Here is a 24420-nt window from a genome sequence, read left to right as displayed (position 1 = left end):
CAACCCCCTACCCCCCCCCCCCCGGGGCCGGCCCGCCCGGGCGCCCCCCCCGCTGCCCCCCGCCCGGCCCACCGCCGTGATCACTTCGGCCAGCTGCTCTCGATGCCCTGGAGCACCGGGGCGGTCTGCTTGCCGTTCAGCCAGTCGACCATGCCCTTCCAGAACGTTCCCGCGCCGACAGCGGCCGGCATCAGGTCGGATCCGTCGAAGCGGAAGGTGCCCGTCTTGTCCTGCAGGATCTGGACGGACAGCTTGTCGATCGGGCTGGCCACGTTGGCGATGTCCAGCTTGTTGTTCGCCGTGACCCAGTTGCCGAGCTTCGCGCGGCTGTTCACGTACTCGCCGGAGGCGAGGTAGGTCTGCACCGCCTGCACCTCGGGACGGTCGGCGTACGCGACGACGAACTCGCCAGCGCCCAGGACCGGCTTGCCCTTGGCCGGGTCGATGGTCGGGAAGTAGAACGCGAACGCGTCACCGTTCTCGTCCACCTTGGTGCCCTCGGGGAACTGGTTGGCGTAGAACGACGCCTGCCGGTGCATCGCGCACTTGCCGGTGGTCACCGGCAGACCCGCCTCCTGGAAGGCGGTGGTGGTGATGCTCTTGACGCCGCCGAAGCCGCCGTTGACGTACTTCTCGTTCTTGAGGATGCTGCCGGCGCGGTCGACCGCGTCGACGATCCTCGGGTCGTTGAACGGGATGGCGTGGGTGGTCCACTGGTCGTAGACCTCGGGGCCCTGCGTCCGCAGGATCACGTCCTCGATCCAGTCGGTGGCCGGCCAGCCGGTGGCGTCACCGGACTCGACGCCCACGCACCACGGCTTCATGCCGCTGGCGGCGATCTTGTCGCTCAGCGCGATGAGCTGGTCCCAGGTGGTCGGAACCTCCCAGCCCTTCTCCTTGAAGGTCTTGGGGGAGTACCAGACGAAGGACTTGACGTTCGCGCCGAGCGGCACGCCGTAGAGCGTTCCGTTGACGGTGCCGTACTTCAGCCAGTCGGCCGGCAGGTTCTGCTCGGCCATGGTCTTGGTGTCGGCGCCGAGGGACTTCAGCTTGCCGGCGTCCGCGAACCGCTTCACGAGGCCCGGCTGGGGCACGAACGCGATGTCGGGGGCGTTACCGCCGTCGACCCGGACGGGGAGCTGCGCCTCGAACTCGCCGCTGCCCTCGTAGGCGATCTCGATGCCGGTGCAGTCGGTGAACTGCGACCAGGAACGCTCGAGCAGGTCGGCCTCGGCGTCACGGATCGACGCGTAGATCGAGACCTTCTTGCCGTCGTTGCCCTGATACTTCTCGTACGGGGCACATTCGGCGGAACCCGCCTTGTCGCTCTTCTTGTCATTGCCGGTACCGCAAGCGGTGGCGCTGAACGCCAGCCCGAGTACACCGGCGATCACGAAGGCCTGGCGTGGTCTGGTAAAGACCGCCATGCCGTCCTCCTTCCTAGCCGGCGTGGTCTCCGCTGGTGACCCGCGCCGGTCCGATTGGGCGTGCACACATGTAAGCGCTTGCATCAGGTCTGGTCCACCCCCTGTCAGACACGAGCGAGTAACAATCCCGAAACCTCGTGTCCGCCGGCTGGGCGCGTTCCCGGGCGCAGATCCGGCCTCTTTCGGAGACCGGCGATTTCTGTCAGGCTGGAGCGACCTCATTGAAGGTTTTGCACATAGGAGGAGCTGGATGCGTAAGCGGTGGATCAGTCTGCTGGTGACCGGCCTGCTCGTCGGAGGGGCCGTCGCGCCGGCGAGCCCGGCCCTGGCCGCCCCGAGTTTCAAGGTGCCGTTCCCGTGCGGTCAGGCCTGGTCAGGGCAGACCCGGTCGGACCACAGCCCGGCGTACGCCGTCGACTTCAACCGCACCGAGGACCTGGGCGACCCGGTGGTGGCGAGCGCGCCCGGAACGGTCGACCGGGTCACCGACCTCGGCGGCACCAGTTACGGCAAGTACGTCCGGATCGACCACGGTGGCGGTTACACGACCTACTACGCCCACCTCAACGGCTTCAACGTCTCGGTCGGGCAGACCGTCGGGTACGGCAAGGTGATCGGCTGGGTCGGCAGCACCGGCGGGTCCACCGGCCCGCACCTGCACTACGAGCAGCGCCTCAACGGCAACGACGTCCAGGTCCGGTTCAACGGCACCCTCGGCCTGTACTGGGGGACCAAGACCTACACCAGCGACAACGGTTGCTCGTCGGGCAGCGGTAACGGCACGGTCGACACCAGTGGCACGCCGCTGACCGTCCGCTCCGGTCCCGGCACGGGGTACGCCTCGGTGGGCACCGTCGCCGACGGCACCCGGGTGACCATCTCCTGCCAGACCAGCGGCACCACCGTCACCGGCACCTACGGCACCAGCTCGATCTGGGACCGCATCGGCAGCGGCCGCTACATCGCCGACGCGTACGTCTACACCGGTTACGACGGATACATCCCGAACGTGCCTCGCTGCTGACCTCTGGTGGTCTCCGGCGGGGTGACCCGCCGGAGACCGGTCGGGCGGTCAGACGTTGAGCCGCCAGATCGACAGGTTCAGCGCGGCGGCGAAGGTGACCCACGCCCAGTACGGCAGCAGCAGCGCCGCCGCGACCCGGGACACCCGGGCGAACAGCACCACGGTGAGGCCGATCGCCAGCCACATCACCACGATCTCGGCGAACGCCAGCCCGTACTGGCCCGCGCCGAAGAACAGCGGCGTCCAGATGGCGTTGAGCACGAGTTGGGCGGACCACGCCCACAGGGCGGGAGAGAAGCCGACCCGACGCCAGACCAGCCAGCCAGCGACCGCGATCAGCGCGTAGTGGACCGTCCAGACCGGGCCGAAGAGCCAGGACGGCGGCGCCCAGTCCGGCTGGCGCAGGCTCGCGTACTCGTCGGTGGTGCCCCGCACGGCGAGCCCGCCGATCGCGGCCGCGACGAAGACCGCCGCCGCGAAGGCGGCGAGCGCCCAGCGCGACCGCCGCCCGGAGGTGGGCCCTGCCTCGCGAGATGTCTCCATCATCGAGATATTTCCGCCCGGCGGCCGGTCAAACCCAAAAAAGCGCCGGGGCCGCTGCGGCCGGTGCTTCTGTCGGGAGGACAAGCTCCGGTCGCGGCGACCCCGACGGGTCCCGGTGATCGTGAGAAAGTGGTTATGGGGTACGAGCGTCAATTGAAGATGCTGACACCACCCGGGCCGACGAGCAGCCCGACGACGATGAGGACGATGCCCCACAGGATCTGCCGGCGGAACAGCGCGAGGATGCCGGCGACCACGAGTACGACTGCGAGAATCCAAAGAATCAGCTCCATGACCTCTGAATACCCGACCCTCCGATCGGGGAAACCTGGTCCGTGTCGAGTTGATCCCCGACATGAAAGACGCTGTACGCCTGCTTGATCACCGGGTGCGCCACGTTGCGGACGCGGACCCCTCCCGGGGTCATTCCGCGCTCGGTTCCGGCGTGCGCGTGCCCGTGCAGGGCCAGGGCGGTGGGCGCCGAGTCGATCGCCTGCCCCAACTGGTACGACCCCAGGAACGGATAGATCTCCAGCGGCTCGCCGACCAGCGTGTCAGGTACCGGGGCGTAGTGCGTGAGCGCGACCAGCATGTCGCACTCCAGCGAGCGCAGGGCCTCTCCGAGGCGGTCCGCGCTCTCGTTGGTGGTCCGGACGAACGCCTTCATCTCCGGCTCACCGAAGTCGCTCGCGCACCGGCCGGCGAACCCCCCGCCGAAGCCCTTGACCCCCGCGATGCCGAGCCGGCCGCCCGCACAGTCCAGGACGACGCCGTTGCCCTCCAGCACGGTGATGCCCGCGTCCTCGAGCACCTTCACCACCTGTGGCACCTGATCACACTGGTGGTCGTGGTTGCCCAGCACGGTGACCACCGGTACGGCAAGCCCACCGAACTCCTGCGCGACGCAGCGCGCCTCGGCCTCGGTGCCGTGCCGGGTCAGGTCGCCGGCCAGCAGCAGCACGTCGGCGCACTCCGGCAGCTCCTCCAGCGCCGGGCGGAACCGGCCGACCACGTCCTCGTCCAGATGCACGTCGCCCACGGCGGCGATCCGGATCACCATGAAACCCTCCCTCAGGGCAGTTGCTCGATCTCCGTGGGCGCCTGGACGCGGATCACCCCGATGTCGCTGGTGATCGGCACGTCCGGGAAACGCTCCGCCACGAGACGCAGGATCTCCTCCCGCCGGTGCGGGCTCTCCACCTCGCCGTGGAGCACGAGGACGTCATCGCGTCGGACGACGGTGATCCCCTGTTCGGCGACGGCCGGATCCTCGGTGAGCGACCGTTGGATCTCCGCTTCGACGTACTCGTCGTCGGGTGGCGCCGCGCCACCGGCCTGATCGTTCGTCACGGTGTCTCCTCTCCTGCCGGGATGCCGGGCTCCGGCACCACCTCCAGCCGGTCCAGCAACACCAGGAACGCCTCGGCGTACGGCGAGTGCTGCGTCTCCTTGCGTACCCGTTCCCAGTCGATCTGCTCGCGTAGCGAGCGGGCCAGCGGCAGACCGCGGGCGAAGTCGCAGTAGTGCTGCGAGAAGCTCAGCAGCTTGTGCACCATGAGCTGGGTGGCGGACAGGACCGGCATCTGGATGGCGTCCACCGGCCGCACAACGGTGTCGGCGAACGTCTCCTCGGTCACCGGCGTCTCGATGGGCCGGTGGATCAGGTCCACCATCCGCTCCTCGTCGAAGACCTTGACGAGCCAGTCCTCCGGCGGTCGCTCGGCGCGGAAGCCGGCGGCGACCAGCGCCTCCAGCGATCGTTCGACGTCGGCCTCGCGGATGAGAAAGTCGACGTCGTGGTCACTGGAGTGGCCGCCGTGGGCGTAGACGGCGAAGCTGCCGCCCAGGGCGAACGGGATCTCGGACTGCTTGAGCACGGCGGCGACCTTTTTCAGGGTGTGCACCAGACTCTCGTCCCCGCGCTCAGCCATCTGGATCTCCCGTCGGTCGTGTCGTGGTGGACAGGCGGTTGGATTCGAACCCCCGTACCCGGCATTCCGGTCGCCCACACCTGCTCTGGTCGCGGGCGGGTGCCAACCGGAGCAAACGGGAACAAAGATCGCAGGCGGCGGGCATCGGTCGGATAACCTGTCGAGGGTGGCCAGACCATCGGGGACGCGACGCCGCAAGGCCCGGTTGCGCACCGTCGCTCTGATCGGCATCGACGGCTCGGGCAAGACCACTCAGGCACACCGACTGGCGGATGCGCTCAACGCCGCCGGCCGACCCGCGACGTACCGCCGCAACGCCAGCGGGCGTCGCTGGCTCGGGCGGCTCGCCCACCGTCTCGGCCTACCGGACGCGCAACGCCTCGTCGGGCGCGACGGCGTCCTCGCGGTGGAGTCCGTACTGCGCTGGCTGGCCATCGCCGCCGCCCTGCTCAGTTGCCTGCTCACCGGCCGGACGGCCGTCATGGACCGCTACTCGGCCTGCCAGTACGCCAGCATCCGCGCCCACGGCGGGCACCGTTGGGAACGACTGGCGCGGGCCGGCTACCGGCTGTTCCCGACGCCGCAGGTGACCTTCCTGCTCGCCGTCGACCCGGCGGAGGCGTACCGGCGCATCGAGGAGCGCGGCACCGACCACGAGTCGATGGGCTGGCTGACCGCGGCGGACACCGCCTACCGGACCCTGCCCGAGTACCCGAGCTTCGTACTCGTCGACGCGAGCCGTCCGGCCGAGGAGGTGACCGAGCAGATCCAGGCCCACCTGTCGTCCTGGCTGCCGTCGGAGCGCCGACCCGACCCGGCGCGGCCGTCGCCCGGGACGCCACCGACACCGGATCAGGCCGGGCCCGGCGACGTACCGCTGCTGGTTCAGGCGCGTCCGTAGACCGGGACGGTGGCCCCACTGGTCGGCGCCGAGTCCGGCGAGGCGAGGAAGCGGATCACCGGCGCGATCTCGGCCGGGCTGACCCACCGCGAGTGGTCGGCGTCGGGCTGCGCGGCCCGGTTCGCCGGGGTGTCGATGACACTGGGCAACACGGTGTTGCAGCGGACCCCGCGCGAGCGGTACTCCACCGCGACGGCGTTGGCGAAGGCCAGCACCGCGGCCTTGGCCGTGACGTAACCGGCCGCCCCGGCGAACGGGCTGACCGCCGCGCGGGCAGAGACGCACACCACCGCGCCGCCGCCGGCCGCCACCAGGTGCGGCAACGCGGCCTGCGTGACCAGGTACGTGGGGCGCAGGTTGACGGTGAGCATCCGCTCGAACTCCTCGACCGGTGTCTCGTGCACCAGGCCGCCGCTCGCGTACCCGCCCACCAGGTTCACCACCGCCCGCAGCGGCGCCGCCGGATCGGCCGCGGCGGCCTCGACCACCCGCGCCACGTCCCCCGGCTCGGTCAGGTCCGCGCCGAGCGAGACCAGCCCGTCCGCCGCCGGCTCCGACCCGGCGGGACCACCCCTTCGTGGTACGACCACCCGCCAGCCCGCCTCGACAAAGGACGCGACGACCGCACCGCCCAACCCGCCGCCCCCGCCGGTCACCACCACACTCCGCCCCACCATGTCCCAAACGCTAACCCCCACCCCACCTCCCACCCGGCCCCCACCCCGGCTCACCTCGTCGATCATGAAGTTATTGCCGCGACACGCCGATCCGGAGGGCAACAACTTCATGATCGACGAGACCCGGGCGGGGGTGTCTGCTGAGAGCAGAGGGGGTGGGTTTTTCGGGGTGGGGCGGCGCAGGATCGGGGGCATGGCGCGGATTCTGGTTCTTGGCGGTACTCGGTTTCTTGGTCGGGCGGTGGCTCGGCTCGCCGTCGCGCGGGGGCATGAGGTGACCTGCGCGGCGCGGGGCGTGTCCGGCGCCGTACCGGAGGGGGCGCGGTTCGTGTCGGTGGACCGCGACGACCCGGCGGCGCTGACGCCGCTCGCCGGTCAGGGTTTCGACGCGGTGGTGGATGTGACGCGCCAGATCAGCCACGCCCGCTACGCGCTCGCCGCGCTGGCCGACCACGTCGGTCACTGGTCGTTCGTGTCGACGATGTCGGTCTACGCGGACAACACGACCCCGGGTCTCTCCGCGGCGAACGCCCCGGTGTTGCCGCCTCCGCCGTCGGACGTGGACGGACCGGGCCCGGGTTTCCGCTGGTACGGCGAGTGCAAGGTCGTCATCGAGCAGCTGGTACGCGAGCGGATGGGCGTGGACCGGTCGTTCATCTGCCGGGCCGGGCTGATCGTCGGCGCGGAGGATTCGAGTAACCGCTTCCCGTACTGGGTGCGACGGCTGGCCCGTGGCGGCGAGGTTCTCGCGCCGGGGGAGCCGACCGACCGGGTGCAGTTCGTGGACGTCGAGGATCTCGCCGGCTGGCTGCTGCACGCCGGCGGCACCCGGCTCGGCGGCACGTACGACGGGACCGGGCCGACGATGTCCCGGGCGGAGATGTTGGCCGGGGTAGCCGCCGGGCTGGGTGTCGCCGATCCCCGTCTCACCTGGGTCGACCAGGACTTCCTGCGCGAGCACGACGTACGCGAGTGGTGGGGGGAGCGGGCGCTGCCACTGTGGGTACGGCTGCCGGAGTCCGCCGGCGTGATGGACCGGGACGTCTCGGCGGCCCTGGCCGCCGGATTGGTCGTCCGTCCGCTCGCCGACACCGTTCGGGTGACGGCCGCCTGGATGAGTGCTCACCCGGGCGACGTACCGCAGGGTGGACTCGACCCGGCGGATGAGGCGGCGGTCCTGGGTGCGTGGCACGCTGTGCGGAAGGCGTGATCCGGATCGTCGACACTTTCCCACCACGTACGGTGATGGTTGACGGTCACGCTTGGTGAAAGTAAGTTTCACCCGTGGCGAAGAGTCCGAAAATTTCTGCGAGTCACGAGCCTGGTGGACTGATCGTCCACATCAGCGGGCTTCTGCCGTCGCTGTCGCCCGCCGAGCAGCGGGTCGCCCGACTTGTCGTGTCCGATCCGGCCGCCGCCGCGCGGAGGACCATCACGGACCTCGCCACCGCAGCGGAGACATCGGAGGCGACCGTCATCCGGTTCTGCCGGTCGGTCGGGATGGACGGCTACCCGCAGCTGCGCATCCGGCTCGCCGCCGAGGCCGCCCGTCGCGTCGAACCTCCGGACGCCCGGGTCGTCGGTGGTGACATCCCGCCCGGCGCCGATCTCGCCCAGATCATCGCCACCATCGCGTTCAACGACGCACGGGCTGTCGAGGAGACCGCCGAACAGCTCGACCCGGCCGTCTGCGAGCAGGTCGTCGAGGCGATCGCCGGCGCTGGCCGGATCGACATCTACGGCGCCGGGGCCAGTGGGTTCGTCGCCTCGGACTTCCAGCAGAAGCTGCACCGCATCGGCCGGATCGCCTTCTACTTCCCGGACGTGCACACCGCGCTGACCTCGGCCGCCCTGCTCGGTCGCGGCGACGTGGCGATCGGCATCTCACACACCGGCACCACCTCGGACGTGATCGAGGTGCTGGAACAGGCCCGTACGCGCGGCGCGAGCACCGTGGCGTTGACCAACTTCCCGCGCTCGCCGATCACCGAGGTCGCCGACTTCGTCCTGACCACTGCGGCCCGCGAGACGACCTACCGCTCGGGTGCCACGGCCAGCCGGCTGGCGCAGCTCACCGTCGTCGACTGCCTCTTCGTCGGGGTGGCCGCCCGCAACCGGTCCCGGGCCCGCAAGGCCCTTGAGGCGACCGCCGAGGCGGTCCAGTCGCACCGGGTGGGCGCGAGCCGGAGGCGGGGATGACGCCCGGCTCGGTCGAGCCGGACAAGGACGAGGCAGCACCACCCACCCGCCCCACGGTCCGGGTGGCCGCGCCCACCGAACGGCGTCACCCGCTCAGCGTCGACCTCGACCTGATGTCGACCCGGGACGTCCTCACCGTGATCAACGACGCCGACCGACGGGTGCCGGCGGCGGTCGCCGCGGTGCTCGACGAGATCGCCGCCACGGTCGACCTGGCCGTCGCGGCGCTGCGCGGCGGCCACCGGGTGCACTACTTCGGGGCCGGCACCTCCGGCCGGCTGGGCGTGCTCGACGCGGCCGAACTCGCGCCCACCTTCAACTCGCCCCGGGACTGGTTCTGCGCCCACCTCGCCGGCGGCCCGGACGCCATGCTCCGCGCCGCCGAGGACGCCGAGGACGACGACCGGGGCGGCGCGATCGAGGCGGCCGGCTGTGTGCGTGCCGGTGACCTCGTGGTCGGTCTGGCGGCCAGCGGACGCACCCCGTACGTCCTCGGGGCGCTCGCCGCGTCCCGCGCCACGGACGCCTCGACGGTGCTGCTCTGCGCCAATCCGGAGGCGGAGGCAGCCCGGTCGGTCGACGTGTTCATCGGGGTGGACACCGGACCCGAGGTGGTCACCGGGTCGACCCGGATGAAGGCGGGCACGGCGCAGAAGTTGGTGCTGAACGCGTTCTCGACCGCCGTCATGGTGCGCCTGGGGCGGGTCTACTCGAACCTCATGATCGATATGGTTGCCACCAACGCCAAGCTCCGGGGACGAATGATCTCGATCCTGCTCGAGGCGACCGGGTGTTCCGAGGAGGTCTCCCGGCGGGCCCTCGGAGAGGCCGACGGCGACCTGAAGACGGCACTCGTCAGCCTGGTCTCCGGGGCCGAGGTGGCCGCCGCGCGGGCCGCCCTCGCCCGCTCCGCGGACCAGGTACGCGGGGCCCTCGCGCTGCTCGCCTCCTGAGTTCGCCCCACCCGGAAGCGAACGGGGCTTCGGATTGTTCATCGGGGCGGAGGGTAATAACACCTCGTGGATGAACCGACCGGTCCACCGCTGCGTATCTGGCAGTGACCAGGATCGCAGCGCGGTGGTGACCCGGGTCGCTGTGCCAGCGCGGCGGGCGGTGTTGCCTATGGTGCGGGCAATCGGCGATTCGTCGATCCGCCAACCCGTCCGAGGTGCCCAGCGGCGCGCCACCCGACGGGTGCTGACAGCAAACATGGACGGTGCTCTCAGCAACTACTCAGGCATTCGTGACACTTTCGACTCACGAAATGGAACACCCGACACGTCTCATCTGTTGTGTTGGTGTCAGCACCGGTGGGCACAGCAGAAGTTACCAGGGCTGACCGGACGTGGGGAATGGCAAGGAACCGGGCAACCGGCGCGAGCGAGGGGACCGTGGGCAACGTGGACAAGAACATTGGCATGCGAACCGACGAGGTCGCCGAGGAGCGTGACCTGGTCGGCGTCTACCTGCACGAGATCTCCCGGACGCCACTGCTGGACGCTGCCAAGGAGGTCGATCTCTCCAAGGCGATCGAGGCGGGCCTCTACGCCGAGCACCTGCTCGGTGAGGATGCCGTTCCCGACGGTGTCGACCGGGATGACCTGGATCGGCTGGTCGTCGAGGGTGAGCGCGCGAAGGACCTCTTCATCCGCGCCAACCTGCGACTGGTCGTGTCGATCGCGCGTCGGTACGTGCGCTCGGGGATGCCCATGCTGGACCTGATCCAGGAGGGCAACACCGGCCTCGTCCGGGCGGTCGAGAAGTTCGACTACGAGCGTGGTTACAAGTTCTCCACCTACGCCACGTGGTGGATCCGCCAGGCCATCAGCCGGGCGATCGCCCAGCAGGAGCGCACCGTGCGTCTGCCGGTGCACCTGGTGGAGGACGTCAACCGGATGCGCAACGTGATCCGGCAGCTCACCCGTGAGCTGGGCAGCGACCCGGAGCCGGAGCAGATCGCGGCGTCGCTCGGTGTCACCGTCGAGCGGGTCAACGAGCTGCGTCGCTGGTCGCAGGACACGGTTTCGCTGGACACCCCGGTCGGCGACGACGGCGACACCAACCTCGGTGACCTGGTCGCCGACAGCGACGCGCCGTCCCCGGAGGACATCGTCCTGAGCGGCCTCGAGCGGCAGCGCATCGAGGGGCTGCTCAACCACCTCGACGACCGTTCGGCGGGCATCATGCGGGCCCGCTACGGCTTGGAGGACGGCCGCGAGCACTCGCTGACCGAGGTCGCGTCCCGCTTCTCGCTGTCCCGCGAGCGGATCCGGCAGCTCGAGATCCAGGCCCTCGGCCGGCTCCGCGAGCTGGCTCGGGCCGAGGGGCTGCAGGCAGCCTGACCTGGTAGTAATGACGGCGAACGGCCGGCGTCCGATAGGGGGACGCCGGCCGTTCACTGTCTAGCGGACTCTGCCGTACCCGTGGATCGACATCATGCTCATGCCGCGCTTGAGCACGTTGCGACCGGCGCTCGGCGCGTCGATCACCTGCCCATCGCCCACGTAGAGGGCGACGTGCCCGAGACCGCTGTAGAAGATGAGGTCTCCGGGTCGCAGGTCGCCTCGGCCGATGTGTGCGACCGCCCCCCACTGCATCCGCGCGCTGTGTGGCAACGATCGTCCGGCCGCCCGCCAGGCGGCCAGGGTGAGCCCGGAGCAGTCGTACCCTCCCGGCCCTTCACCTGCCCAGACGTACGGCTTGCCGATCGCGCCGAAGGCGTAGCGCACCGCCGCGCCGGCATCTCCGGCGACCGCCGGAACGTTGCGGGCCTCGGCCTCCGCCGCCTTGGGCGCGGGCCGCTCGGTGGCCGCCCCGTACGCCTGTCGGCGCAGCTCGTACAGCTCGGCCAGGTCCTTCTCGATGCGCGCCTTGCCCGCCGCCAACTCGCGGGCCTGGGCGCCCTGCCGGGCCAGCGTGGCGTCCAGCCGCTTCTTCTCGTCGAGCAGCCGCCGCTGGTTGTCGGTGAAGCCGGAGATGCGCTCCTGGCGCTGGCGGGTCAGCTGGTCGAGGGTGCCGAGCCGGTCCAGCAGGGCGGCGGAGCCGCCGGGCCGGAGCAACGCATCGGCGGTACGGAGGCCGCCGCTCTTGTACGCGCTGTTGGCGAGTGCGGCGACGTCCGCCCGGCTCTGCTCGGCCTGCTGTTCGAGCGGGCCGATGCGGGCCTGTAATCGGGCCACCGCGGCTTTGTTGACCTTGATGTCCTCGGTGAGCTTGTTGTACGACTCGACGACCCGCTCCAGCTCGGCCGAGGACGTCTCGATCCGGCGGGTCAGGTCGGCGGGGGACGGCTCGGCGTGCGCCGCCGCCGTCGGGGCGATCAGGGCGGCCGACAGGCCGACCAGCGCCACGGTACGCAGCAGGGTTCTCAGGGATGACAAGAGCGAGAGGCTCCTCTCCCACGGCCGCCGACGGGGCTGCTGACGCCCTCGGCGACACCGGTCGGGGTCGTCCGGGTGGACGACACTGGGCCGAACCGGCTCGCCCAACTTAACCCGGGACGGTTGTGCTGCGCAGTTGAAGCAGGGGCGAATGTTGACCAAGTGGCAGGAAGTGCCACTGCGGAACCACGGCTTCAACGGGGCCCCCGACACGGGGGTGAAGGCTTCCGCAGCGCCTTTGATTGCGGTTATGACCGATATACGACTTTCGTCGTTCCCGGCGTATGCCGCCGGTTATCAGCGCGCCATACCCTGATAAAAGGCAAAATGGATGCTGTTTCGCGACGATGTCGCCCGGAGGGGTGAGCGGTCCGCAGCCGTAAATGCCCAGGTGGAGTGGCGGTGCCCCAACACAATGGAGCCCGGGGCCGGGAATCCCGTCATCGGACACTCAGGCCGGTGATCACGGGATCCGACCCGACAGACCGCACCCGCGGGAGGATCCGTGAATCGTGAAGGCGTAACGACGCGACCGCAGCGAACGGTGCCCAGTGCCAGGTCCACGCTGCTCTACGCGCGACCTGGCATCATCGTCACCGTCGACCGGTTCACCGTCGGCCGCACCAGCTACCGCATCCCCGACCTGACCAACCTGCGTACCACCCGAGGGCCGCACGACCGGATCGCCGTCCGGGCCGTCGTGACCACCGCCTCCATGATCGGCGTGGTCGGCCTGCTCCTCGGCTTCAGCGGCGGCCTACAGCGGTTGACCGCCGGGGCGTACCTCATCCTCGGCGCGGTCCTCCTGCTGCCGGCCACCCTCGCCCTCGTCGGTGACCGCTGGCGGCCACCGCCGTACGAACTGTGGGGATGGCACCGGGGTGCGGAGGTGCTGCTCTTCAGCGCCGACGACGAGCGGCAGTTCGGCCAGGTCACCCGGGCGCTGCTGCGCGCCCGGGAGGTCAACCGGTACGGCGGGTGGGTCGACCCGGTCGCCTCGGCCGACCCCTGGCGGCCGAACCGCTGACCGGGCAGCCCTTCGGGGGCCCGGTCAGCCGGCGACCGGCTCCGGCGTACGGGTGGCCGGCCGGTCGAGCCAGGCGGTGACGCGACGCTCGGCGTAGAACGAGACGAACGGCACGGTGCCGGCCAGCATCACCAGGAGCATCCGCTTCAGCGGCCAGTCGGCCCGGCGGCTCAGGTCGAACGCGGCTACCAGATAGATCATGTAGAGGAAGCCGTGCGCCGGGCCGACGGTCTCCACCACGGTCGGGTTGTCGAACGCGTACTTCAGCGGCATCCCGATCACGACCAGCAGGATCAGCACCACGCCCACGATCCAGGCGATCACGCGGTACCGGGTAAGGGCTGCGCCCACTTCGTCCGTCCTTCTTCAGGCCCGGCTCAGCCGGGATAGTCACCGGGCCGTGCGCCCGGATTGGCGTTCAACCATGACAGGTAGTCGTTGTACGCGGCCAGCGCCGCGTCGGGCGTCGCGTCGACCGGCGCCCTGGTCACCCGCACCGGTCGGCGTACCGCCGGTCGGGAGTCGGCGCTCGCGGCCGGGGCCGGCTCTTCGGCCGGAGCGCCGGGAGACACCGTTCTGCCCTGCGCGGCGCGCCGGGCCAGCCGGACCTCGCGCCACCAGACGTACACCACGAAGCCGGCGAAGATCGGCCACTCGACGGCGTACCCCCAGCTGAGGTTGTTGCCGGCGGTGGCCCGGCTGATCTGCCACCAGCCCAGCCCGAGGAAGCTCCCGACCAGCACGACCATGGCCACGTGACGTGCGATCCACGCCGGGGTCCAGAGCCACCTCATGGCGTCGAGGGTACCGGGGACGGCGGCGCTCTCCGACACGGTGTCGTAGCTGGCGCGCGGACGGGATGGTTTGGCGTCACCCCGGGTGGGCATCCGTTTAGGCGCCAGCCCAAACGAGACCAGGGGGGCGATGATGACCGGATCGGTACGCGAGGACGGGTTTGCGTCCAGCGGCGGTACGGAGATGAGCCCGGAGCAGCGGGTGCCCGAGTGGGACGGCGACCACTTCGCCGACCCGGGGGGCGCCGAACTCGACGGCGACGCGGTCGGCGTCGACCCGACGGAGCTGACCGACGACGATCTGATCCGCGAGATGCACAGCCTGCACCGCACCCGGCTGGACACGCTGCGGCACGCGGCGGATTCCGCGCTCGCGAACCACCTGCGGCGCACGGCGGATCTGGAGACCGAGTACCTGGCTCGCCACCCGGGCCGGGAGGTCGACCCGAGCCGTCTGCGGGACGCCTGATGGCGGCGCGAGCCGTGCGCGGCATGTCCGCGCCACCGGAGGTGGTCTTCAACACGGCCACCGACCCGGCTCGAGCCTCGGCCTGGTTGCCCGCGCCACTGCGGTCCGACGGGAGCCCTCCGGCCGAGGTCAGCGGGGAGGAGCTGCGGGCCCGCTGGGGCGACGCCGACTGGGCGGCCGAGATCCGGGTGGATCCGGCCGACTCCGGCGGCGCGCGGATCCAGCTCGACCTGACCGACGGCTCCGGTGCCGACCCGGACCAGTTGGCCGACGAGGCGCTGACCAACCTCGCCCGCGAGGTCGCCGACAACTTTCAGGCCGGTTGAGTCACGTCGACCGTTCGGAACTCTCGTACCACGACGACATGGAAGGAGACCGGTGACCGACACTGGCCTGCGACAGAGGGTGGCGCGGCTGCGCCGGGCGTACGCGCCGCACGAGCATCGACCGCTCGGCGGCTACCTGGCGGCGATGGGCACCTACGCGGGCGTCACGGGAGCGCTCGCCGGCCTGGTCAAGGTGACCGGGCGGCCGGTACCCGAGCGTCCCGCCATCACCGATGTGGTGCTCCTCTCCATCGCCACGCACAAGCTCAGCCGACTGCTGTCCAAGGACGCGGTGACCAGCCCGCTGCGGGCCCCGTTCACCCGATACGACCGGCCGGTCGGCAGCGGCGAGGTGATGGAGCAGGTCCGCGACTCGGGCAGCTCCACCCGACACGCCATCGGCGAGTTGCTGAGCTGCCCGTTCTGCCTGGCGGTCTGGGTGGCCACGGGGCTCACCGGGGGACTGGTGCTCGCCCCCCGGCTGACGCGTCTGGTGGCGACCGCGCTCACCGCCGTGGCAGCCTCCGACTTCCTCCAGATGGCGTACGCCTCGGCCCAGCAGGCCGCCGAGGGCGGACACGACGACTGACCTGACGATGGGCACCACACGACGGGGGCCGGCGAACGTCGCCGGCCCCCGCTGTCGTACACGTGTCAACGTTGCATGCCGGACCAGCCGTGCGGCGACTCCGGCTCGCGTTCGTCCTCGTCCTCGCCCGTGATGATGTCGCGGTCCACCGCGGTGCGGTCGTGCTCGTTGGCGAAGTCCGGCTCGGGCGTGGTGTCCGTGCCCTCCGGCGGCTGGCCCAGCGCCGGGACCTTCTTCTCGTGGTCCTCGTGGTGCGTCATGGTGTGTCGTCCCTTCGCGTCGCTGGGCTCGCTGGCTGCGCTCGTTCCGCTCACGCGACGCTGCCACCCAGCAGGTCGCTGGCCTCGTCCACCGCGTACTCGCCCTCGGGCAACGCGTCGATGCGGGCGAGCAGGTCCGGCGGGAGTTCGGCGGCGACAGCCCGGCGGTAGATCTCCGCCTGGGTGATGCGCTCCTGGCCCCGGTAGAGGTCGTCGAGCAGGTCGTCGAGGGCGCGGGTGTCCGGCTCGTCGGCCACGGATGCGTCGTCGGTCACGTTGGTCAGCTACCCGGGCCGGAATCGGTCAAACGTCACGCCCTGGGCCTGCGACGGGCGTACAAAACAGCGCCGCCCCCGGCCTCGTGAGCCGGGGGCGGCGCTGGTGTCGGTGTGTAGGTCGCCTCTCGGCGAGTGGCGCGACGCGGCTCCAGCCGAACGGTATTCCGCGAGGGCTATTTAGGTGAGGCCCGGGGACACTGAGCACACCGACACCTCAGTTAACCAGGCGCCACCCGGTCGTGTTCCGCGCTCCGTAGTGCCGGCCGTCACACCTCTCAGGCGTGGGTGGGCAGGGTGGCCCGGCGGGCGCGTACGGCGGCGGCCAGTTCGGCGAGCACCTCGGCGGTGTCGTCCCAGCCGAGGCAGGCGTCCGTCACCGAACGGCCGTACACCAGCTCGCGGGTGGGATCGAGGTCCTGCCGGCCGGGCAGGAGGAACGACTCCAGCATCACGCCGGTGATCCCGCGCTGGCCGGCGGCCAGTTGGGCGGCCACGTCGGCGGCGACCAGTGGCTGGTTGCGGTGGTCCTTGCCGCTGTTGGCGTGGCTGGCGTCGATCACCAGACGCTCGGGCAGCCCGGCGGCCCGGAGCAGGTCGAGCGCCCCCGCCACCGATGCCGCGTCGTAGTTGGGTCGACCGCCGCCGCCGCGCAGCACCAGGTGACCGTCGGTGTTTCCCCGCGTGTGCATGATCGCGGGGGTTCCCGAGAAGTCGATGCCCGGGAACACGTGCGGCACTCCCGCGGCGCGGATCGCGTCCACGGCCGTGCCGATGCTGCCGTCGGGGCGGTTCTTCATGCCGATCGGCATGGACAGGCCGGAGGCGAGCTGCCGGTGCACCTGGCTCTCCACGGTGCGGGCGCCGATCGCGCCCCAGCCCACCGTGTCGGCGATGTACTGCGGGGTGATCGGGTCGAGGAACTCGCAGCCCACCGGCAGGCCGAGCCGGAGGACGTCGAGCAGCAGCGCCCGGGCCCGGCGCAGGCCGGTGTTGACGTCCCCGCTGCCGTCCAGCCCCGGGTCGTTGATCAGGCCCTTCCAACCGACCGTCGAGCGGGGTTTCTCGAAGTAGACCCGCATGACGATGAGCAGGTCGTCGGCGAGCCGGTCGGCGGCGGCGCGCAGACGCTCGGCGTACTCCAACGCGGCCGCCGGGTCGTGCACCGAGCACGGGCCGACGACCACCAGCAGGCGGTCGTCCTCGCGGTCGAGCACCCGGCTCACCGCGCGGCGGTCGTTCAACACGGCCGCGGCGAGCGGGGCGTCCAGGGGCAACTCGTGGTGCAGCAGGGCGGGTGTGGTCAGCGGCACGACGCGGTCGATCCGCTGGTCGCTGACCCGATCGGTCTCCGGGGTCGTCACGGTGGGCATCCTTTCGCCGACCGTGCCCGGGGCCGGTGCCCGGGACGAGCCGGCTGCTCGTACGCAGAGAGGCGGGAACGACAGCTCCTGCCCGGCCGGCTCGGTCCGTGGTGACGTCAGATCATGGTGAAGTCACCGGCGTGCCAGCCGGCTGCCTAAACCATGGATACGTCCTCATCACCGGGCCAGCCTACCCGACCGGGCCGGGCTCGCCGGGCCCTCGTCCCAGGATGCGGAGTGAACACCGCGTGCGAACGGCGGGCCCGGGGTAACAGGGGTGCCATGACTGACGAGCAGAGCGATCAGGAGCGGGCGGAGTCCCGCGCCCACCACCTCCTTCCCGAGGAGGTCGCCGCGGGCAGTGACGATCCGCAGGCGCAGGCGGAGGCCATCCTCGCCGAATCGGACCTGCGCGAGGCGGACCGGAACGCGGCCCCCGACACGGTGCTGGAACGGCGTACCTCGGATCAGACCGTGGTGGCCGTCGAGCCGCCGGACTGAACCGTCGCACCGCGGGCCCGGCGTGACCCCCGGTAGGTCTGCTCGCGCAGCCAGGCGAGCGGACCGGCCGCCCGCAGGCCGGCCGGCAGGTTGCGCACCGGGTCGAACGCGAGCGCGGCGTCCTGGCGGGCGTCCAGCGGGTCGCCGAAGCCGACCTGTCCGACCGGCCGCCACGGCCCGACGGCGGACGCGACCGCGAGCACCAGGCGCGGCGCGTCCGTCCGGGCCGCGGCCGTGACGGCGGACAGGGTACGGCCGAGGTCGACCGCCGCCGGGTCGGCCAACGCGGCCAACCAGAGTCGGCGACGGCCCACGCGATAGCCCATGATCGTGCTGTACGTCCCGGAGAACCCCCGGCGGGGCAGTGGCAGGTTCCGCAGCACCGGAGCGGCGCCGCTGGAGCTGACCAGCAGGTCGAACGGGCGTCCCTGGCCGGAGTGCACGCGCAGGGCCAGGCCCAGCACGTCCGGCCACCCGCCCGGCGTGGGCGTCCCCCGGGACAGGCGGACCACTCCCGCGTACTCGCCGGGGTCGTCCAGGAGGCCGACTCCGACGGGCGGTCCGGGCGTACCCCAGATCGTCACCATGGCGGAGAACGACGCGCCCGCCGGATGCAGCAACCGGCCGCGGCGCAGGCGGCCGAGCGCGGCGCTCGCGCGTTCGACGGCGCGGGCGGCGCGGCGCGGGGTCGGTCGGGTCATACCCCTGCCGTACCCCGAGCGGCCCGGTCGATGCGGGCGGGCGGGTCGGCTCGCCGACGGACCGCACGTCACCTTTCCGTCCGCGAGATCGGATAGCGTCGTGCCATGCCCGACAGTGGTTACCCCTGGCCCATCGAGACGTCCCGACTGGACAACGGCCTGCGTGTGGTGGTGAGCGAGGATCGGACCGCGCCCGCGGTGGCCGTGAACCTCTGGTACGACGTCGGATCCCGGCACGAGCCGGCCGGGCAGACCGGCTTCGCCCATCTCTTCGAACACCTCATGTTCGAGGGCTCGGTGAACGTGGCGAAGACCGAACACATGAAGCTGATCCAGGGCTCCGGCGGCTCGCTGAACGCCACCACCAACCCGGACCGGACGAACTACTTCGAGACGGTCCCGGCCGAACACCTGGAGTTGGCGCTCTGGCTGGAGGCCGACCGGATGGGCGGGCTCGTCCCGGCGCTCACCCAGGAGACGCTGGACAACCAGCGCGAAGTGGTCAAGAACGAGCGCCGGCAGCGCTACGAGAACGTCCCGTACGGGGACGCCTGGCTGCGGCTGCTGCCGCTGCTCTACCCGCCGGGGCACCCGTACCACCACTCGACGATCGGTTCCATGGCCGACCTGAACGCTGCCGACCTCGCGACCTTCCAGGCGTTCCACGAGATGTACTACGCGCCGAACAACGCGGTGCTCACCGTCGTCGGCGACGCCACGGCCGCCGAGGTGTTCGCGCTGGCCGACAAGTACTTCGGCGCGTTGCCCGCCCGCGACGACATCCCGGCCGCCCCGGACGGCCGCAGCGTCCCGGCGACCGGGCAGCCCGCCGTGGAGACGGTGACCGCCGACGTGCCCGCGCCGCGCGTCTACGTCGCGCACCGCGGCCACCCGTTCGGCACCCCCGGGTACGACGTGCTCACCGTCCTCGCCACGGTCCTCGGCAGCGGTCGGGGCAGTCGGCTCTACCAGCGGCTCGCCGACGGCGAGCGGATCGCCCAGCCCGACCTGGTCGGCGCGTACGGGGTGGACCTCGCGCACGCGCCCGCGCCGCTGATCGCCACCGCCACGGCCCGGCCCGGGGTGAGCGCCGAACGGCTGACCGAAGGGCTCGCCGAGGTCGTCGACGAGCTGGCCACCGTGCCGGTCACCGCCGCCGAACTGGACCGGGCCAAGGCGTTGCTGAGCACCGCCTGGTGGCGGCAGATGTCGACCGTGGACGGCCGCGCGGACACGCTCGGCCGGTACGCCACCCAGTTCGGTGACCCGGCCCGGGCCGCCGACCGGCTGCCCGCCTGGCTCGCCGTGACCGCCGAGCAGATCGCCGAGACGGCCGCCGAGGTGCTCGGCGCCGCCGACCGGGTGACCCTGACCTACGTGCCCGAGGAGACCGCATGACGCTGATCACCGACCGTCCCGGCCCGGGTGCCGCTCGCCCGTACCGGTTCCCGCCGGTGGTCCGCCGCGCGGTAGGCGGCGGGCAGGTGGTCGCCGCGCACCTGCCCGGGCAGAACCTCGCCGTCGCGCTGCTGCTGCTCGACGCCGGCGCCGGCCGCGAGCTGACCGGCAAGGAGGGCCTGGGCGGCGTCCTCGCCAAGGCCATGGAGGAGGGCACCGCGCAGCGGGACGCCACCGCGTACGCGCTGGCCATCGAGGCGTTGGGCACCGAACTGGTGACCGGGCTGGACTGGGACTCGTTCCAGATCAGCGTGCAGGTCCCGGTGGACCGGCTGACCGCCGCCGTGCAGCTCCTCGCCGAGGCCGTCCGGACGCCCCGGCTCGACCCGAGCGACGTGCGGCGGGTCCGCGACGACGAGGCGAACGCGCTGCGCATGGACTGGGCCAACCCCGGTCCGCGCGCCGACGCCGCGCTGCGCGCCGACCTGTTCGGCGCCGACACGCGGTGGGGACGACCAATGTACGGCGACCCGGACTCGGTGGCCGCCCTGGACGTGGAGGACATCACCGTCTTCCACTCCGAGTGGTTCCTGCGGCCCGGCACCCTGGTCGTCGCCGGTGACCTGGACCGGATCGACCTGGACGCGCTGGCGGCTGCGGCGTTCGCCGGCACCGGGGGCGGTCGAGCCCAGCTCGGCGGTCCGGTCGAGGTGCCGCTGCGCGCGGGCCGGCGGATCATCCTGGTGGACCGGCCGGGCTCGGTGCAGTCCACGCTGCGGCTCGGTCACCCGTCGCCACACCGGGCGCACCCCGACCACGTACCGATGACCCTCGCCGGCACGGTCCTCGGCGGGGCGTTCACCTCCCGGCTCAACCACCTCATCCGCGAGGTGCGCGGCTACACGTACGGCATCCGGGGCGAGTTCGCCTCGTCCCGCCGGTTCGGCCGGTTCGCGGTCAGCTCGGGCGTGCAGACCGCCGTCACCACCCCGGCCCTGGTCGAGGCGGTGGGCGAGATCGCCCGTACGCAGGCGGAGGGCGTGACCGAGGAGGAGCTGGCGGTGGCCCGTTCCTGGCGGGCCGGGCAGCTCTCGGTGGAGTTGCAGAGCCCGCGGGCGATCGCGTCGGCCCTGACCACGCTCGTGGTGCACGACCTGCCGGACGACTACCACGCCCGGCTGCGCGAGGAACTGCTCAACGCCGACGTGGACCAGGTCTCCGCCGCGGCGGCCGAGCACCTGCACACCGAGGCGCTGACCCTGGTGGTAGAGGGCGACGCGGCAGTGATCCGAGAAGACCTCGAGTCCGCAGCCCTAGGAGACCTGATCCTGCTCCCGTAACCCGCTCCGGACGCGTCGCCCCCCGCTGAAGCGCGTTGATCAAGAGGTTTGCGTCAGATTGCACGCGCTTTCTGACGCAAACCTCTTGATCAACGTTCCGGGCGCGGGTCGGTGTGAGGTGGGACCCGGGAGGTGGGAAAGGGCTCCCGGTTTCGGGGGTGGGGTGGGTAGCCTCCGGGGCATGAGGATCGGCATTGTGGGGGCCACCGGCCAGGTCGGTGGCGTGATGCGGCAGGTGCTGGCGGAGCGGGAGTTCCCGGCGGAGCAGGTGCGGTTGTTCGCCTCGGCGCGGTCTGCCGGGCGTACGTTGCCGTGGCGCGACGGCGAGGTGACCGTGGAGGACGCCGCGACGGCGGACTACTCCGGGCTGGACATCGTGCTCTTCTCGGCCGGTAAGGGCACGGCCAGGGAGTTGGCGCCCCGGGTCGCCGAGGCGGGCGCCGTGGTGATCGACAACTCGTCGGCGTTCCGGATGGACCCGCTGGTGCCACTGGTGGTCGCCGAGGTCAACCCGCACGCGGCCGTCGACCGCCCGAAGGGCATCATCGCGAACCCCAACTGCACGACCATGGCCGCGATGCCGGTGCTGCGCCCGCTGCACGCCGAGGCCGGTCTGATCGGCCTGGTTGTCTCCACGTACCAGGCGGTGTCCGGGGCCGGGCTGGCCGGCGTCGCCGAGCTCGACGAGCAGGTCCGCAAGGTCGCCGAGCACGCCTCGGGTCTGACCTTCGACGGGTCGGCCGTCGAGTTCCCCGCGCCGCGCTCGTTCGCCGAGCCGATCGCTTTCAACGTGCTGCCGCTGGCCGGCTCGATCGTCGACGACGGCTCGTTCGAGACCGACGAGGAGCAGAAGCTCCGCAACGAGAGTCGCAAGATCCTGGAGATCCCCGACCTCAAGGTCTCCGGCACCTGCGTCCGGGTGCCGGTCTTCACCGGCCACTCGCTGCAGATCAACGCCCGCTTCGCACGGCCGATCACGCCGCAGCGGGCCCACGAGCTGCTGGCCGACGCGCCCGGCGTCGCGCTGACCGCCGTGCCGACGCCGTTGCAGGCCGCCGGGAAGGACCCGACCTACGTGGGTCGCATCCGCGTCGACGAGACCGTCGAGTACGGGCTGGCGTTGTTCTGCTCCAACGACAACCTGCGCAAGGGCGCGGCGCTCAACGCCGTACAGCTCGCCGAGTTGGTCGCCGCCGAACGGCGCTGAGGATCACCGTCCCCTGCGGGCCCGGCCGGTCACGGTCCGGGCCCGCAGTCGGTGGTGGGCGCCGGCACGTCGGGAGCGGGAGCGTGCCGGTCGTGTTTGGATGGAAGAAGCCGACCGCGCCACCTGGAGGATGTTGTGCCGGAGAACCCCAACCAGCAGGCGTTGACCGACCTGGTCGCCGGTCGTTCGATGGGCGTTCTCGCCACCATCAAACGTGACGGGCGACCGCAGCTTTCCACGGTGGTCTACTCGTTCGATTCCGCCGCCGGCCTGATCCGGGTGTCCGTCACCGACGGCCGGGCCAAGACCGCCAACCTCCGTCGGGACCCGCGCGCCAGCTTCCACGTCAGCAGCGAGGACGGCTGGGCGTACGCGGTCGTCGAGGGGCGTGCCGAGCTGACCGCCACGGCGGCCGACGTCGACGACGCCACGGTCGAGGAACTGGTCGGGCTCTACCGGTCGTTGCGCGGCGAGCACCCGGACTGGGCCGAATACCGCAGCGCCATGGTTGCCGAGCAGCGGCTGGTGCTGCGCCTGCACGTGGAGCGGATGTACGGGATGCCGCCCCGCTCCTGAGGAATCGCCTGCGACGGCCGGGTCAGCCCGGCTCGACCACGGTCACCCCGGGCCAGCGTTGCGCGGGCCGGTGACGGGCCAGCCGCTGTCGGGACCGCGGGACGTCCACCCGGGTCGGGTTGTGCCGCCACACCCCGCCGAGCAGGTCCGCGACGCCGTACGGGGCGCAGACCTCCAGCTCACCGTCCGCTGGTAGGCGCACGGCCACGGCTGTGGCGTACTCCGGCCAGGTGGCCACCGCCTCGGCGACGCTCCGGTACGGCGCGATCGGGTCACCGCCGAACTTCGAGGCGTACCAGGTGTGCACCGCCGCCTGGTTGCGCGCCTGCCACGGTGGAGCCGACCAGGCGGCGACCAGACGGTCGGTGGCCCGCCGGTCGTCCTCGCGGGACAACCTCGCCGGGTCGAAGAAGACCACATCCACGTCGCGAACGGTCGTCGGGTCGAACCCGTCGCCGTACCGCACGCCCCAGACCAGGTCGCGCAGGGCGCCCGCGCCGATCCAGGCGTCGGGCAGGCCAGAGTCGCGGACCACGGTCAGCGCCCGGGTCAGCCAGGCGTTGCCGCCGATCAGCTCCCGCAGCTCACGCTCACCTGTCAGCACCTCGTCCACGGTAGGCGGCGTCGCCGGGGCACGCTGCCCCACGCCACCTCCCGCTGCTGCCAGTGGTCTCTACGAACTACGACGCCTGCGTCGGCCACACGGATAGCCGGCCGACCGATGGTGTTACCCCCTGCGGGGCGGCGGGTAGACGGGCCGTGCCGACACCGAGAGGGGAGCACCATGACAACGGTCGGAGAGTTCATGACGACCCGGTTGGTGACGATGGACGGCAACGACACGCTGATCGCCGCCGCGCAGGAGATGCGCGACAGCGCCATTGGTGACGTGGTGGTGACCGATGGCGACAGTGTCGTCGGTATCGTCACGGACCGGGATATCACGGTCCGGGGCGTCGCGGAGAACATGGACCCGGGCTCGACCCGGCTCAACCAGATCACCAGCCGCGACGTGATCACGGTGAGCCAGTACGACGACGCGGTGTCCGCCGCTGACCTGATGCGTACCTACGCCGTACGTCGGCTGCCGGTGGTCGACGAGGGCCGCCTGATCGGCCTGGTCTCGATGGGCGACCTCGCGGTCGAGCGTGAGCCGCAGTCGGTGCTGGCCGACATCAGCGCCGACGAGCCGAACAACTGACGCACGCAGTACAGGAGCGCCGGCCCTTCCGTCCCGGAAGGGCCGGCGCCCCCTGCCCGCCTGCGCCCCCCAGCCCACCCTCGGCCCACCCTCGGCCCACCCTCGGCCCACCCTCGGCCCGCCCTCGGTCCGGTGATCAAGAGGTTCGCGTCACGACACGCCGCGAGCGGTGACGCGAACCTCTTGATCACCGGGGCAAAGGGGGAGGGGCGGGCAGGGGTGGAGGGGCGGGGCGGGAGGGGCGGTCACCCTATTTGGGCGAGGTTGGGTTTCTGGGGTCGGGGGACCCGTGCGGGGACGTGCATCGCGT

Annotated in this window: 31 protein-coding genes; 16 read left to right on the top strand and 15 right to left on the bottom strand. The window is 71.4% G+C overall.

The features are described from left to right. Positions 1 to 80 precede the first annotated feature (80 nt). Positions 81 to 1427: an ABC transporter substrate-binding protein gene (locus ACLQ25_RS19325; protein WP_396804260.1), complete on the bottom strand. Its 1347-nt coding sequence runs from the start codon at positions 1425 to 1427 to the stop codon at positions 81 to 83. Positions 1428 to 1677: 250 nt separating this feature from the next. Here ACLQ25_RS19325 and ACLQ25_RS19320 point away from each other — a divergent pair, with 250 nt between their 5' ends. Next, a complete protein-coding gene (locus tag ACLQ25_RS19320) occupies positions 1678 to 2451 on the top strand; it encodes a peptidoglycan DD-metalloendopeptidase family protein (RefSeq protein ID WP_425732224.1) in 774 nt (257 codons plus the stop codon). 48 nt (positions 2452 to 2499) lie between these two features. On the opposite strand, the gene ACLQ25_RS19315 is transcribed toward ACLQ25_RS19320, so the two are convergent. From ACLQ25_RS19315 to ACLQ25_RS19295, 5 genes are all read right to left on the bottom strand, one after another. Beyond that, positions 2500 to 2994: a TspO/MBR family protein gene (locus tag ACLQ25_RS19315; protein WP_425732223.1), complete on the bottom strand. Its 495-nt coding sequence runs from the start codon at positions 2992 to 2994 to the stop codon at positions 2500 to 2502. 149 nt (positions 2995 to 3143) lie between these two features. Beyond that, the gene (locus tag ACLQ25_RS19310; protein WP_007464364.1) at positions 3144 to 3287 is read right to left on the bottom strand and encodes a GPGG-motif small membrane protein; all 144 of its coding nucleotides are present in this window, start codon (positions 3285 to 3287) and stop codon (positions 3144 to 3146) included. Continuing rightward, entirely contained in the window at positions 3278 to 4054 is a 777-nt protein-coding gene (locus ACLQ25_RS19305) for a metallophosphoesterase family protein (protein ID WP_396804258.1), read from the bottom strand. Before ACLQ25_RS19305 ends, ACLQ25_RS19310 begins: the two co-directional genes overlap by 10 nt. 11 nt (positions 4055 to 4065) lie before the next feature. After that, the gene (locus tag ACLQ25_RS19300) at positions 4066 to 4344 is read right to left on the bottom strand and encodes a hypothetical protein (RefSeq protein WP_425732222.1); all 279 of its coding nucleotides are present in this window, start codon (positions 4342 to 4344) and stop codon (positions 4066 to 4068) included. Further along, positions 4341 to 5156 carry a nucleotidyltransferase gene (locus tag ACLQ25_RS19295; protein WP_425732221.1) on the bottom strand — a complete coding sequence of 272 codons (816 nt, stop codon included), beginning with the start codon at positions 5154 to 5156 and terminating at the stop codon, positions 4341 to 4343. The genes ACLQ25_RS19300 and ACLQ25_RS19295 overlap by 4 nt, the downstream gene beginning before the upstream one ends. On the opposite strand from ACLQ25_RS19295, the gene ACLQ25_RS19290 reads away from it, so the two are divergent. Further along, entirely contained in the window at positions 5092 to 5826 is a 735-nt protein-coding gene (locus ACLQ25_RS19290; RefSeq protein WP_425732220.1) for a dTMP kinase, read from the top strand. The two genes, ACLQ25_RS19295 and ACLQ25_RS19290, sit on opposite strands and share 65 nt — an antisense overlap. Here ACLQ25_RS19290 and ACLQ25_RS19285 read toward each other — a convergent pair. Further along, on the bottom strand, positions 5811 to 6503 hold the full coding sequence (locus tag ACLQ25_RS19285) for an SDR family NAD(P)-dependent oxidoreductase (protein ID WP_425732219.1): 693 nt from the start codon (positions 6501 to 6503) through the stop codon (positions 5811 to 5813). The genes ACLQ25_RS19290 and ACLQ25_RS19285 overlap by 16 nt on opposite strands. A gap of 193 nt (positions 6504 to 6696) precedes the next feature. On the opposite strand from ACLQ25_RS19285, the gene ACLQ25_RS19280 reads away from it, so the two are divergent. The 4 genes from ACLQ25_RS19280 to ACLQ25_RS19265 all read left to right on the top strand — a co-directional run bounded on the left by ACLQ25_RS19280 (position 6697) and on the right by ACLQ25_RS19265 (position 11044). Next, complete coding sequence (locus ACLQ25_RS19280; RefSeq protein ID WP_425732218.1) at positions 6697 to 7713, top strand: NAD-dependent epimerase/dehydratase family protein; 1017 nt, start codon at positions 6697 to 6699, stop codon at positions 7711 to 7713. A gap of 74 nt (positions 7714 to 7787) precedes the next feature. Further along, complete coding sequence (locus tag ACLQ25_RS19275; protein ID WP_357134775.1) at positions 7788 to 8702, top strand: MurR/RpiR family transcriptional regulator; 915 nt, start codon at positions 7788 to 7790, stop codon at positions 8700 to 8702. Further along, complete coding sequence (locus ACLQ25_RS19270) at positions 8699 to 9655, top strand: N-acetylmuramic acid 6-phosphate etherase (RefSeq protein WP_425732217.1); 957 nt, start codon at positions 8699 to 8701, stop codon at positions 9653 to 9655. Before ACLQ25_RS19275 ends, ACLQ25_RS19270 begins: the two co-directional genes overlap by 4 nt. Positions 9656 to 10054: 399 nt before the next feature. Next, the gene (locus tag ACLQ25_RS19265) at positions 10055 to 11044 is read left to right on the top strand and encodes a sigma-70 family RNA polymerase sigma factor (RefSeq protein WP_355619885.1); all 990 of its coding nucleotides are present in this window, start codon (positions 10055 to 10057) and stop codon (positions 11042 to 11044) included. A gap of 60 nt (positions 11045 to 11104) precedes the next feature. Here the strand turns inward: ACLQ25_RS19265 and ACLQ25_RS19260 are convergent, their stop codons facing one another. Beyond that, positions 11105 to 12082, bottom strand: coding sequence for an NlpC/P60 family protein (locus tag ACLQ25_RS19260; RefSeq protein WP_425732216.1), 978 nt, complete (start codon positions 12080 to 12082; stop codon positions 11105 to 11107). A gap of 544 nt (positions 12083 to 12626) precedes the next feature. Here ACLQ25_RS19260 and ACLQ25_RS19255 point away from each other — a divergent pair. After that, positions 12627 to 13109 (top strand): DUF6232 family protein, encoded by a 483-nt coding sequence (locus ACLQ25_RS19255; protein WP_357134781.1) that lies wholly within the window; start codon positions 12627 to 12629, stop codon positions 13107 to 13109. Between the two features lie 24 nt (positions 13110 to 13133). Here ACLQ25_RS19255 and ACLQ25_RS19250 read toward each other — a convergent pair whose 3' ends face one another. Both ACLQ25_RS19250 and ACLQ25_RS19245 read right to left on the bottom strand, forming a co-directional pair. Beyond that, entirely contained in the window at positions 13134 to 13460 is a 327-nt protein-coding gene (locus tag ACLQ25_RS19250; protein WP_355052224.1) for a DUF3817 domain-containing protein, read from the bottom strand. Between the two features lie 26 nt (positions 13461 to 13486). Further along, complete coding sequence (locus tag ACLQ25_RS19245) at positions 13487 to 13903, bottom strand: hypothetical protein (protein ID WP_425732215.1); 417 nt, start codon at positions 13901 to 13903, stop codon at positions 13487 to 13489. 130 nt (positions 13904 to 14033) lie between these two features. Here ACLQ25_RS19245 and ACLQ25_RS19240 point away from each other — a divergent pair, with 130 nt between their 5' ends. From ACLQ25_RS19240 to ACLQ25_RS19230, 3 genes are read left to right on the top strand one after another with little or no spacing between them, the layout of a single operon-like run. Further along, positions 14034 to 14372 (top strand): DUF6158 family protein, encoded by a 339-nt coding sequence (locus ACLQ25_RS19240; RefSeq protein ID WP_357134784.1) that lies wholly within the window; start codon positions 14034 to 14036, stop codon positions 14370 to 14372. Beyond that, a complete protein-coding gene (locus tag ACLQ25_RS19235; RefSeq protein WP_425732214.1) occupies positions 14372 to 14698 on the top strand; it encodes a hypothetical protein in 327 nt (108 codons plus the stop codon). The genes ACLQ25_RS19240 and ACLQ25_RS19235 overlap by 1 nt, the downstream gene beginning before the upstream one ends. A 52-nt stretch (positions 14699 to 14750) precedes the next feature. Next, positions 14751 to 15287, top strand: coding sequence for a DUF1360 domain-containing protein (locus ACLQ25_RS19230; protein WP_425732213.1), 537 nt, complete (start codon positions 14751 to 14753; stop codon positions 15285 to 15287). A gap of 65 nt (positions 15288 to 15352) precedes the next feature. On the opposite strand, the gene ACLQ25_RS19225 is transcribed toward ACLQ25_RS19230, so the two are convergent. From ACLQ25_RS19225 to ACLQ25_RS19215, 3 genes are all read right to left on the bottom strand, one after another. Beyond that, entirely contained in the window at positions 15353 to 15547 is a 195-nt protein-coding gene (locus ACLQ25_RS19225) for a hypothetical protein (RefSeq protein ID WP_425732212.1), read from the bottom strand. A 50-nt stretch (positions 15548 to 15597) separates the two neighbouring features. Next, complete coding sequence (locus ACLQ25_RS19220; RefSeq protein ID WP_425732250.1) at positions 15598 to 15831, bottom strand: hypothetical protein; 234 nt, start codon at positions 15829 to 15831, stop codon at positions 15598 to 15600. A 269-nt stretch (positions 15832 to 16100) separates the two neighbouring features. Continuing rightward, complete coding sequence (locus ACLQ25_RS19215; protein WP_425732211.1) at positions 16101 to 17195, bottom strand: 3-deoxy-7-phosphoheptulonate synthase; 1095 nt, start codon at positions 17193 to 17195, stop codon at positions 16101 to 16103. Between the two features lie 273 nt (positions 17196 to 17468). Between ACLQ25_RS19215 and ACLQ25_RS19210 the strand changes: the two genes are divergently transcribed. Continuing rightward, positions 17469 to 17687, top strand: a complete 219-nt coding sequence (locus ACLQ25_RS19210; protein WP_425732210.1) for a hypothetical protein — start codon at positions 17469 to 17471, stop codon at positions 17685 to 17687. On the opposite strand, the gene ACLQ25_RS19205 is transcribed toward ACLQ25_RS19210, so the two are convergent. After that, the gene (locus tag ACLQ25_RS19205; RefSeq protein ID WP_425732209.1) at positions 17654 to 18388 is read right to left on the bottom strand and encodes a phosphodiesterase; all 735 of its coding nucleotides are present in this window, start codon (positions 18386 to 18388) and stop codon (positions 17654 to 17656) included. The two genes, ACLQ25_RS19210 and ACLQ25_RS19205, sit on opposite strands and share 34 nt — an antisense overlap. Before the next feature lie 105 nt (positions 18389 to 18493). Between ACLQ25_RS19205 and ACLQ25_RS19200 the strand changes: the two genes are divergently transcribed. From ACLQ25_RS19200 to ACLQ25_RS19185, 4 genes are all read left to right on the top strand, one after another. Beyond that, on the top strand, positions 18494 to 19786 hold the full coding sequence (locus tag ACLQ25_RS19200) for a M16 family metallopeptidase (RefSeq protein WP_355052234.1): 1293 nt from the start codon (positions 18494 to 18496) through the stop codon (positions 19784 to 19786). Beyond that, a complete protein-coding gene (locus ACLQ25_RS19195) occupies positions 19783 to 21126 on the top strand; it encodes a M16 family metallopeptidase (protein ID WP_425732208.1) in 1344 nt (447 codons plus the stop codon). Before ACLQ25_RS19200 ends, ACLQ25_RS19195 begins: the two co-directional genes overlap by 4 nt. Positions 21127 to 21307: 181 nt before the next feature. Then, a complete protein-coding gene (locus tag ACLQ25_RS19190) occupies positions 21308 to 22333 on the top strand; it encodes an aspartate-semialdehyde dehydrogenase (RefSeq protein WP_425732207.1) in 1026 nt (341 codons plus the stop codon). 135 nt (positions 22334 to 22468) lie between these two features. Further along, entirely contained in the window at positions 22469 to 22909 is a 441-nt protein-coding gene (locus ACLQ25_RS19185; RefSeq protein WP_425732206.1) for a PPOX class F420-dependent oxidoreductase, read from the top strand. Positions 22910 to 22931: 22 nt separating this feature from the next. Here the strand turns inward: ACLQ25_RS19185 and ACLQ25_RS19180 are convergent, their stop codons facing one another. Next, complete coding sequence (locus ACLQ25_RS19180; RefSeq protein ID WP_425732205.1) at positions 22932 to 23555, bottom strand: nucleotidyltransferase family protein; 624 nt, start codon at positions 23553 to 23555, stop codon at positions 22932 to 22934. Between the two features lie 138 nt (positions 23556 to 23693). On the opposite strand from ACLQ25_RS19180, the gene ACLQ25_RS19175 reads away from it, so the two are divergent. Next, positions 23694 to 24110, top strand: coding sequence for a CBS domain-containing protein (locus tag ACLQ25_RS19175; RefSeq protein WP_355052239.1), 417 nt, complete (start codon positions 23694 to 23696; stop codon positions 24108 to 24110). Positions 24111 to 24420 lie beyond the last annotated feature (310 nt).

The sequence above is a fragment of the Micromonospora sp. DT44 genome (assembly GCF_049841635.1).
GTDB lineage: Bacteria > Actinomycetota > Actinomycetes > Mycobacteriales > Micromonosporaceae > Micromonospora.
This window is presented reverse-complemented; position numbering and strand designations above follow the sequence as displayed.

Bases quoted from the DNA above. Each gene is read 5' to 3' on its own strand.
- ACLQ25_RS19325 (WP_396804260.1), bottom strand. From the start codon at position 1,427: ATGGCGGTCTTTACCAGACCACGCCAGGCCTTCGTGATCGCCGGTGTA.
- ACLQ25_RS19320 (WP_425732224.1), top strand. From the start codon at position 1,678: ATGCGTAAGCGGTGGATCAGTCTGCTGGTGACCGGCCTGCTCGTCGGA.
- ACLQ25_RS19315 (WP_425732223.1), bottom strand. From the start codon at position 2,994: ATGGAGACATCTCGCGAGGCAGGGCCCACCTCCGGGCGGCGGTCGCGC.
- ACLQ25_RS19310 (WP_007464364.1), bottom strand. From the start codon at position 3,287: ATGGAGCTGATTCTTTGGATTCTCGCAGTCGTACTCGTGGTCGCCGGC.
- ACLQ25_RS19305 (WP_396804258.1), bottom strand. From the start codon at position 4,054: ATGGTGATCCGGATCGCCGCCGTGGGCGACGTGCATCTGGACGAGGAC.
- ACLQ25_RS19295 (WP_425732221.1), bottom strand. From the start codon at position 5,156: ATGCCGATCAGAGCGACGGTGCGCAACCGGGCCTTGCGGCGTCGCGTC.
- ACLQ25_RS19285 (WP_425732219.1), bottom strand. From the start codon at position 6,503: ATGGTGGGGCGGAGTGTGGTGGTGACCGGCGGGGGCGGCGGGTTGGGC.
- ACLQ25_RS19280 (WP_425732218.1), top strand. From the start codon at position 6,697: ATGGCGCGGATTCTGGTTCTTGGCGGTACTCGGTTTCTTGGTCGGGCG.
- ACLQ25_RS19270 (WP_425732217.1), top strand. From the start codon at position 8,699: ATGACGCCCGGCTCGGTCGAGCCGGACAAGGACGAGGCAGCACCACCC.
- ACLQ25_RS19265 (WP_355619885.1), top strand. From the start codon at position 10,055: ATGGCAAGGAACCGGGCAACCGGCGCGAGCGAGGGGACCGTGGGCAAC.
- ACLQ25_RS19245 (WP_425732215.1), bottom strand. From the start codon at position 13,903: ATGAGGTGGCTCTGGACCCCGGCGTGGATCGCACGTCACGTGGCCATG.
- ACLQ25_RS19240 (WP_357134784.1), top strand. From the start codon at position 14,034: ATGATGACCGGATCGGTACGCGAGGACGGGTTTGCGTCCAGCGGCGGT.
- ACLQ25_RS19235 (WP_425732214.1), top strand. From the start codon at position 14,372: ATGGCGGCGCGAGCCGTGCGCGGCATGTCCGCGCCACCGGAGGTGGTC.
- ACLQ25_RS19225 (WP_425732212.1), bottom strand. From the start codon at position 15,547: ATGACGCACCACGAGGACCACGAGAAGAAGGTCCCGGCGCTGGGCCAG.
- ACLQ25_RS19215 (WP_425732211.1), bottom strand. From the start codon at position 17,195: ATGCCCACCGTGACGACCCCGGAGACCGATCGGGTCAGCGACCAGCGG.
- ACLQ25_RS19210 (WP_425732210.1), top strand. From the start codon at position 17,469: ATGACTGACGAGCAGAGCGATCAGGAGCGGGCGGAGTCCCGCGCCCAC.
- ACLQ25_RS19205 (WP_425732209.1), bottom strand. From the start codon at position 18,388: ATGACCCGACCGACCCCGCGCCGCGCCGCCCGCGCCGTCGAACGCGCG.
- ACLQ25_RS19200 (WP_355052234.1), top strand. From the start codon at position 18,494: ATGCCCGACAGTGGTTACCCCTGGCCCATCGAGACGTCCCGACTGGAC.
- ACLQ25_RS19195 (WP_425732208.1), top strand. From the start codon at position 19,783: ATGACGCTGATCACCGACCGTCCCGGCCCGGGTGCCGCTCGCCCGTAC.
- ACLQ25_RS19190 (WP_425732207.1), top strand. From the start codon at position 21,308: ATGAGGATCGGCATTGTGGGGGCCACCGGCCAGGTCGGTGGCGTGATG.
- ACLQ25_RS19175 (WP_355052239.1), top strand. From the start codon at position 23,694: ATGACAACGGTCGGAGAGTTCATGACGACCCGGTTGGTGACGATGGAC.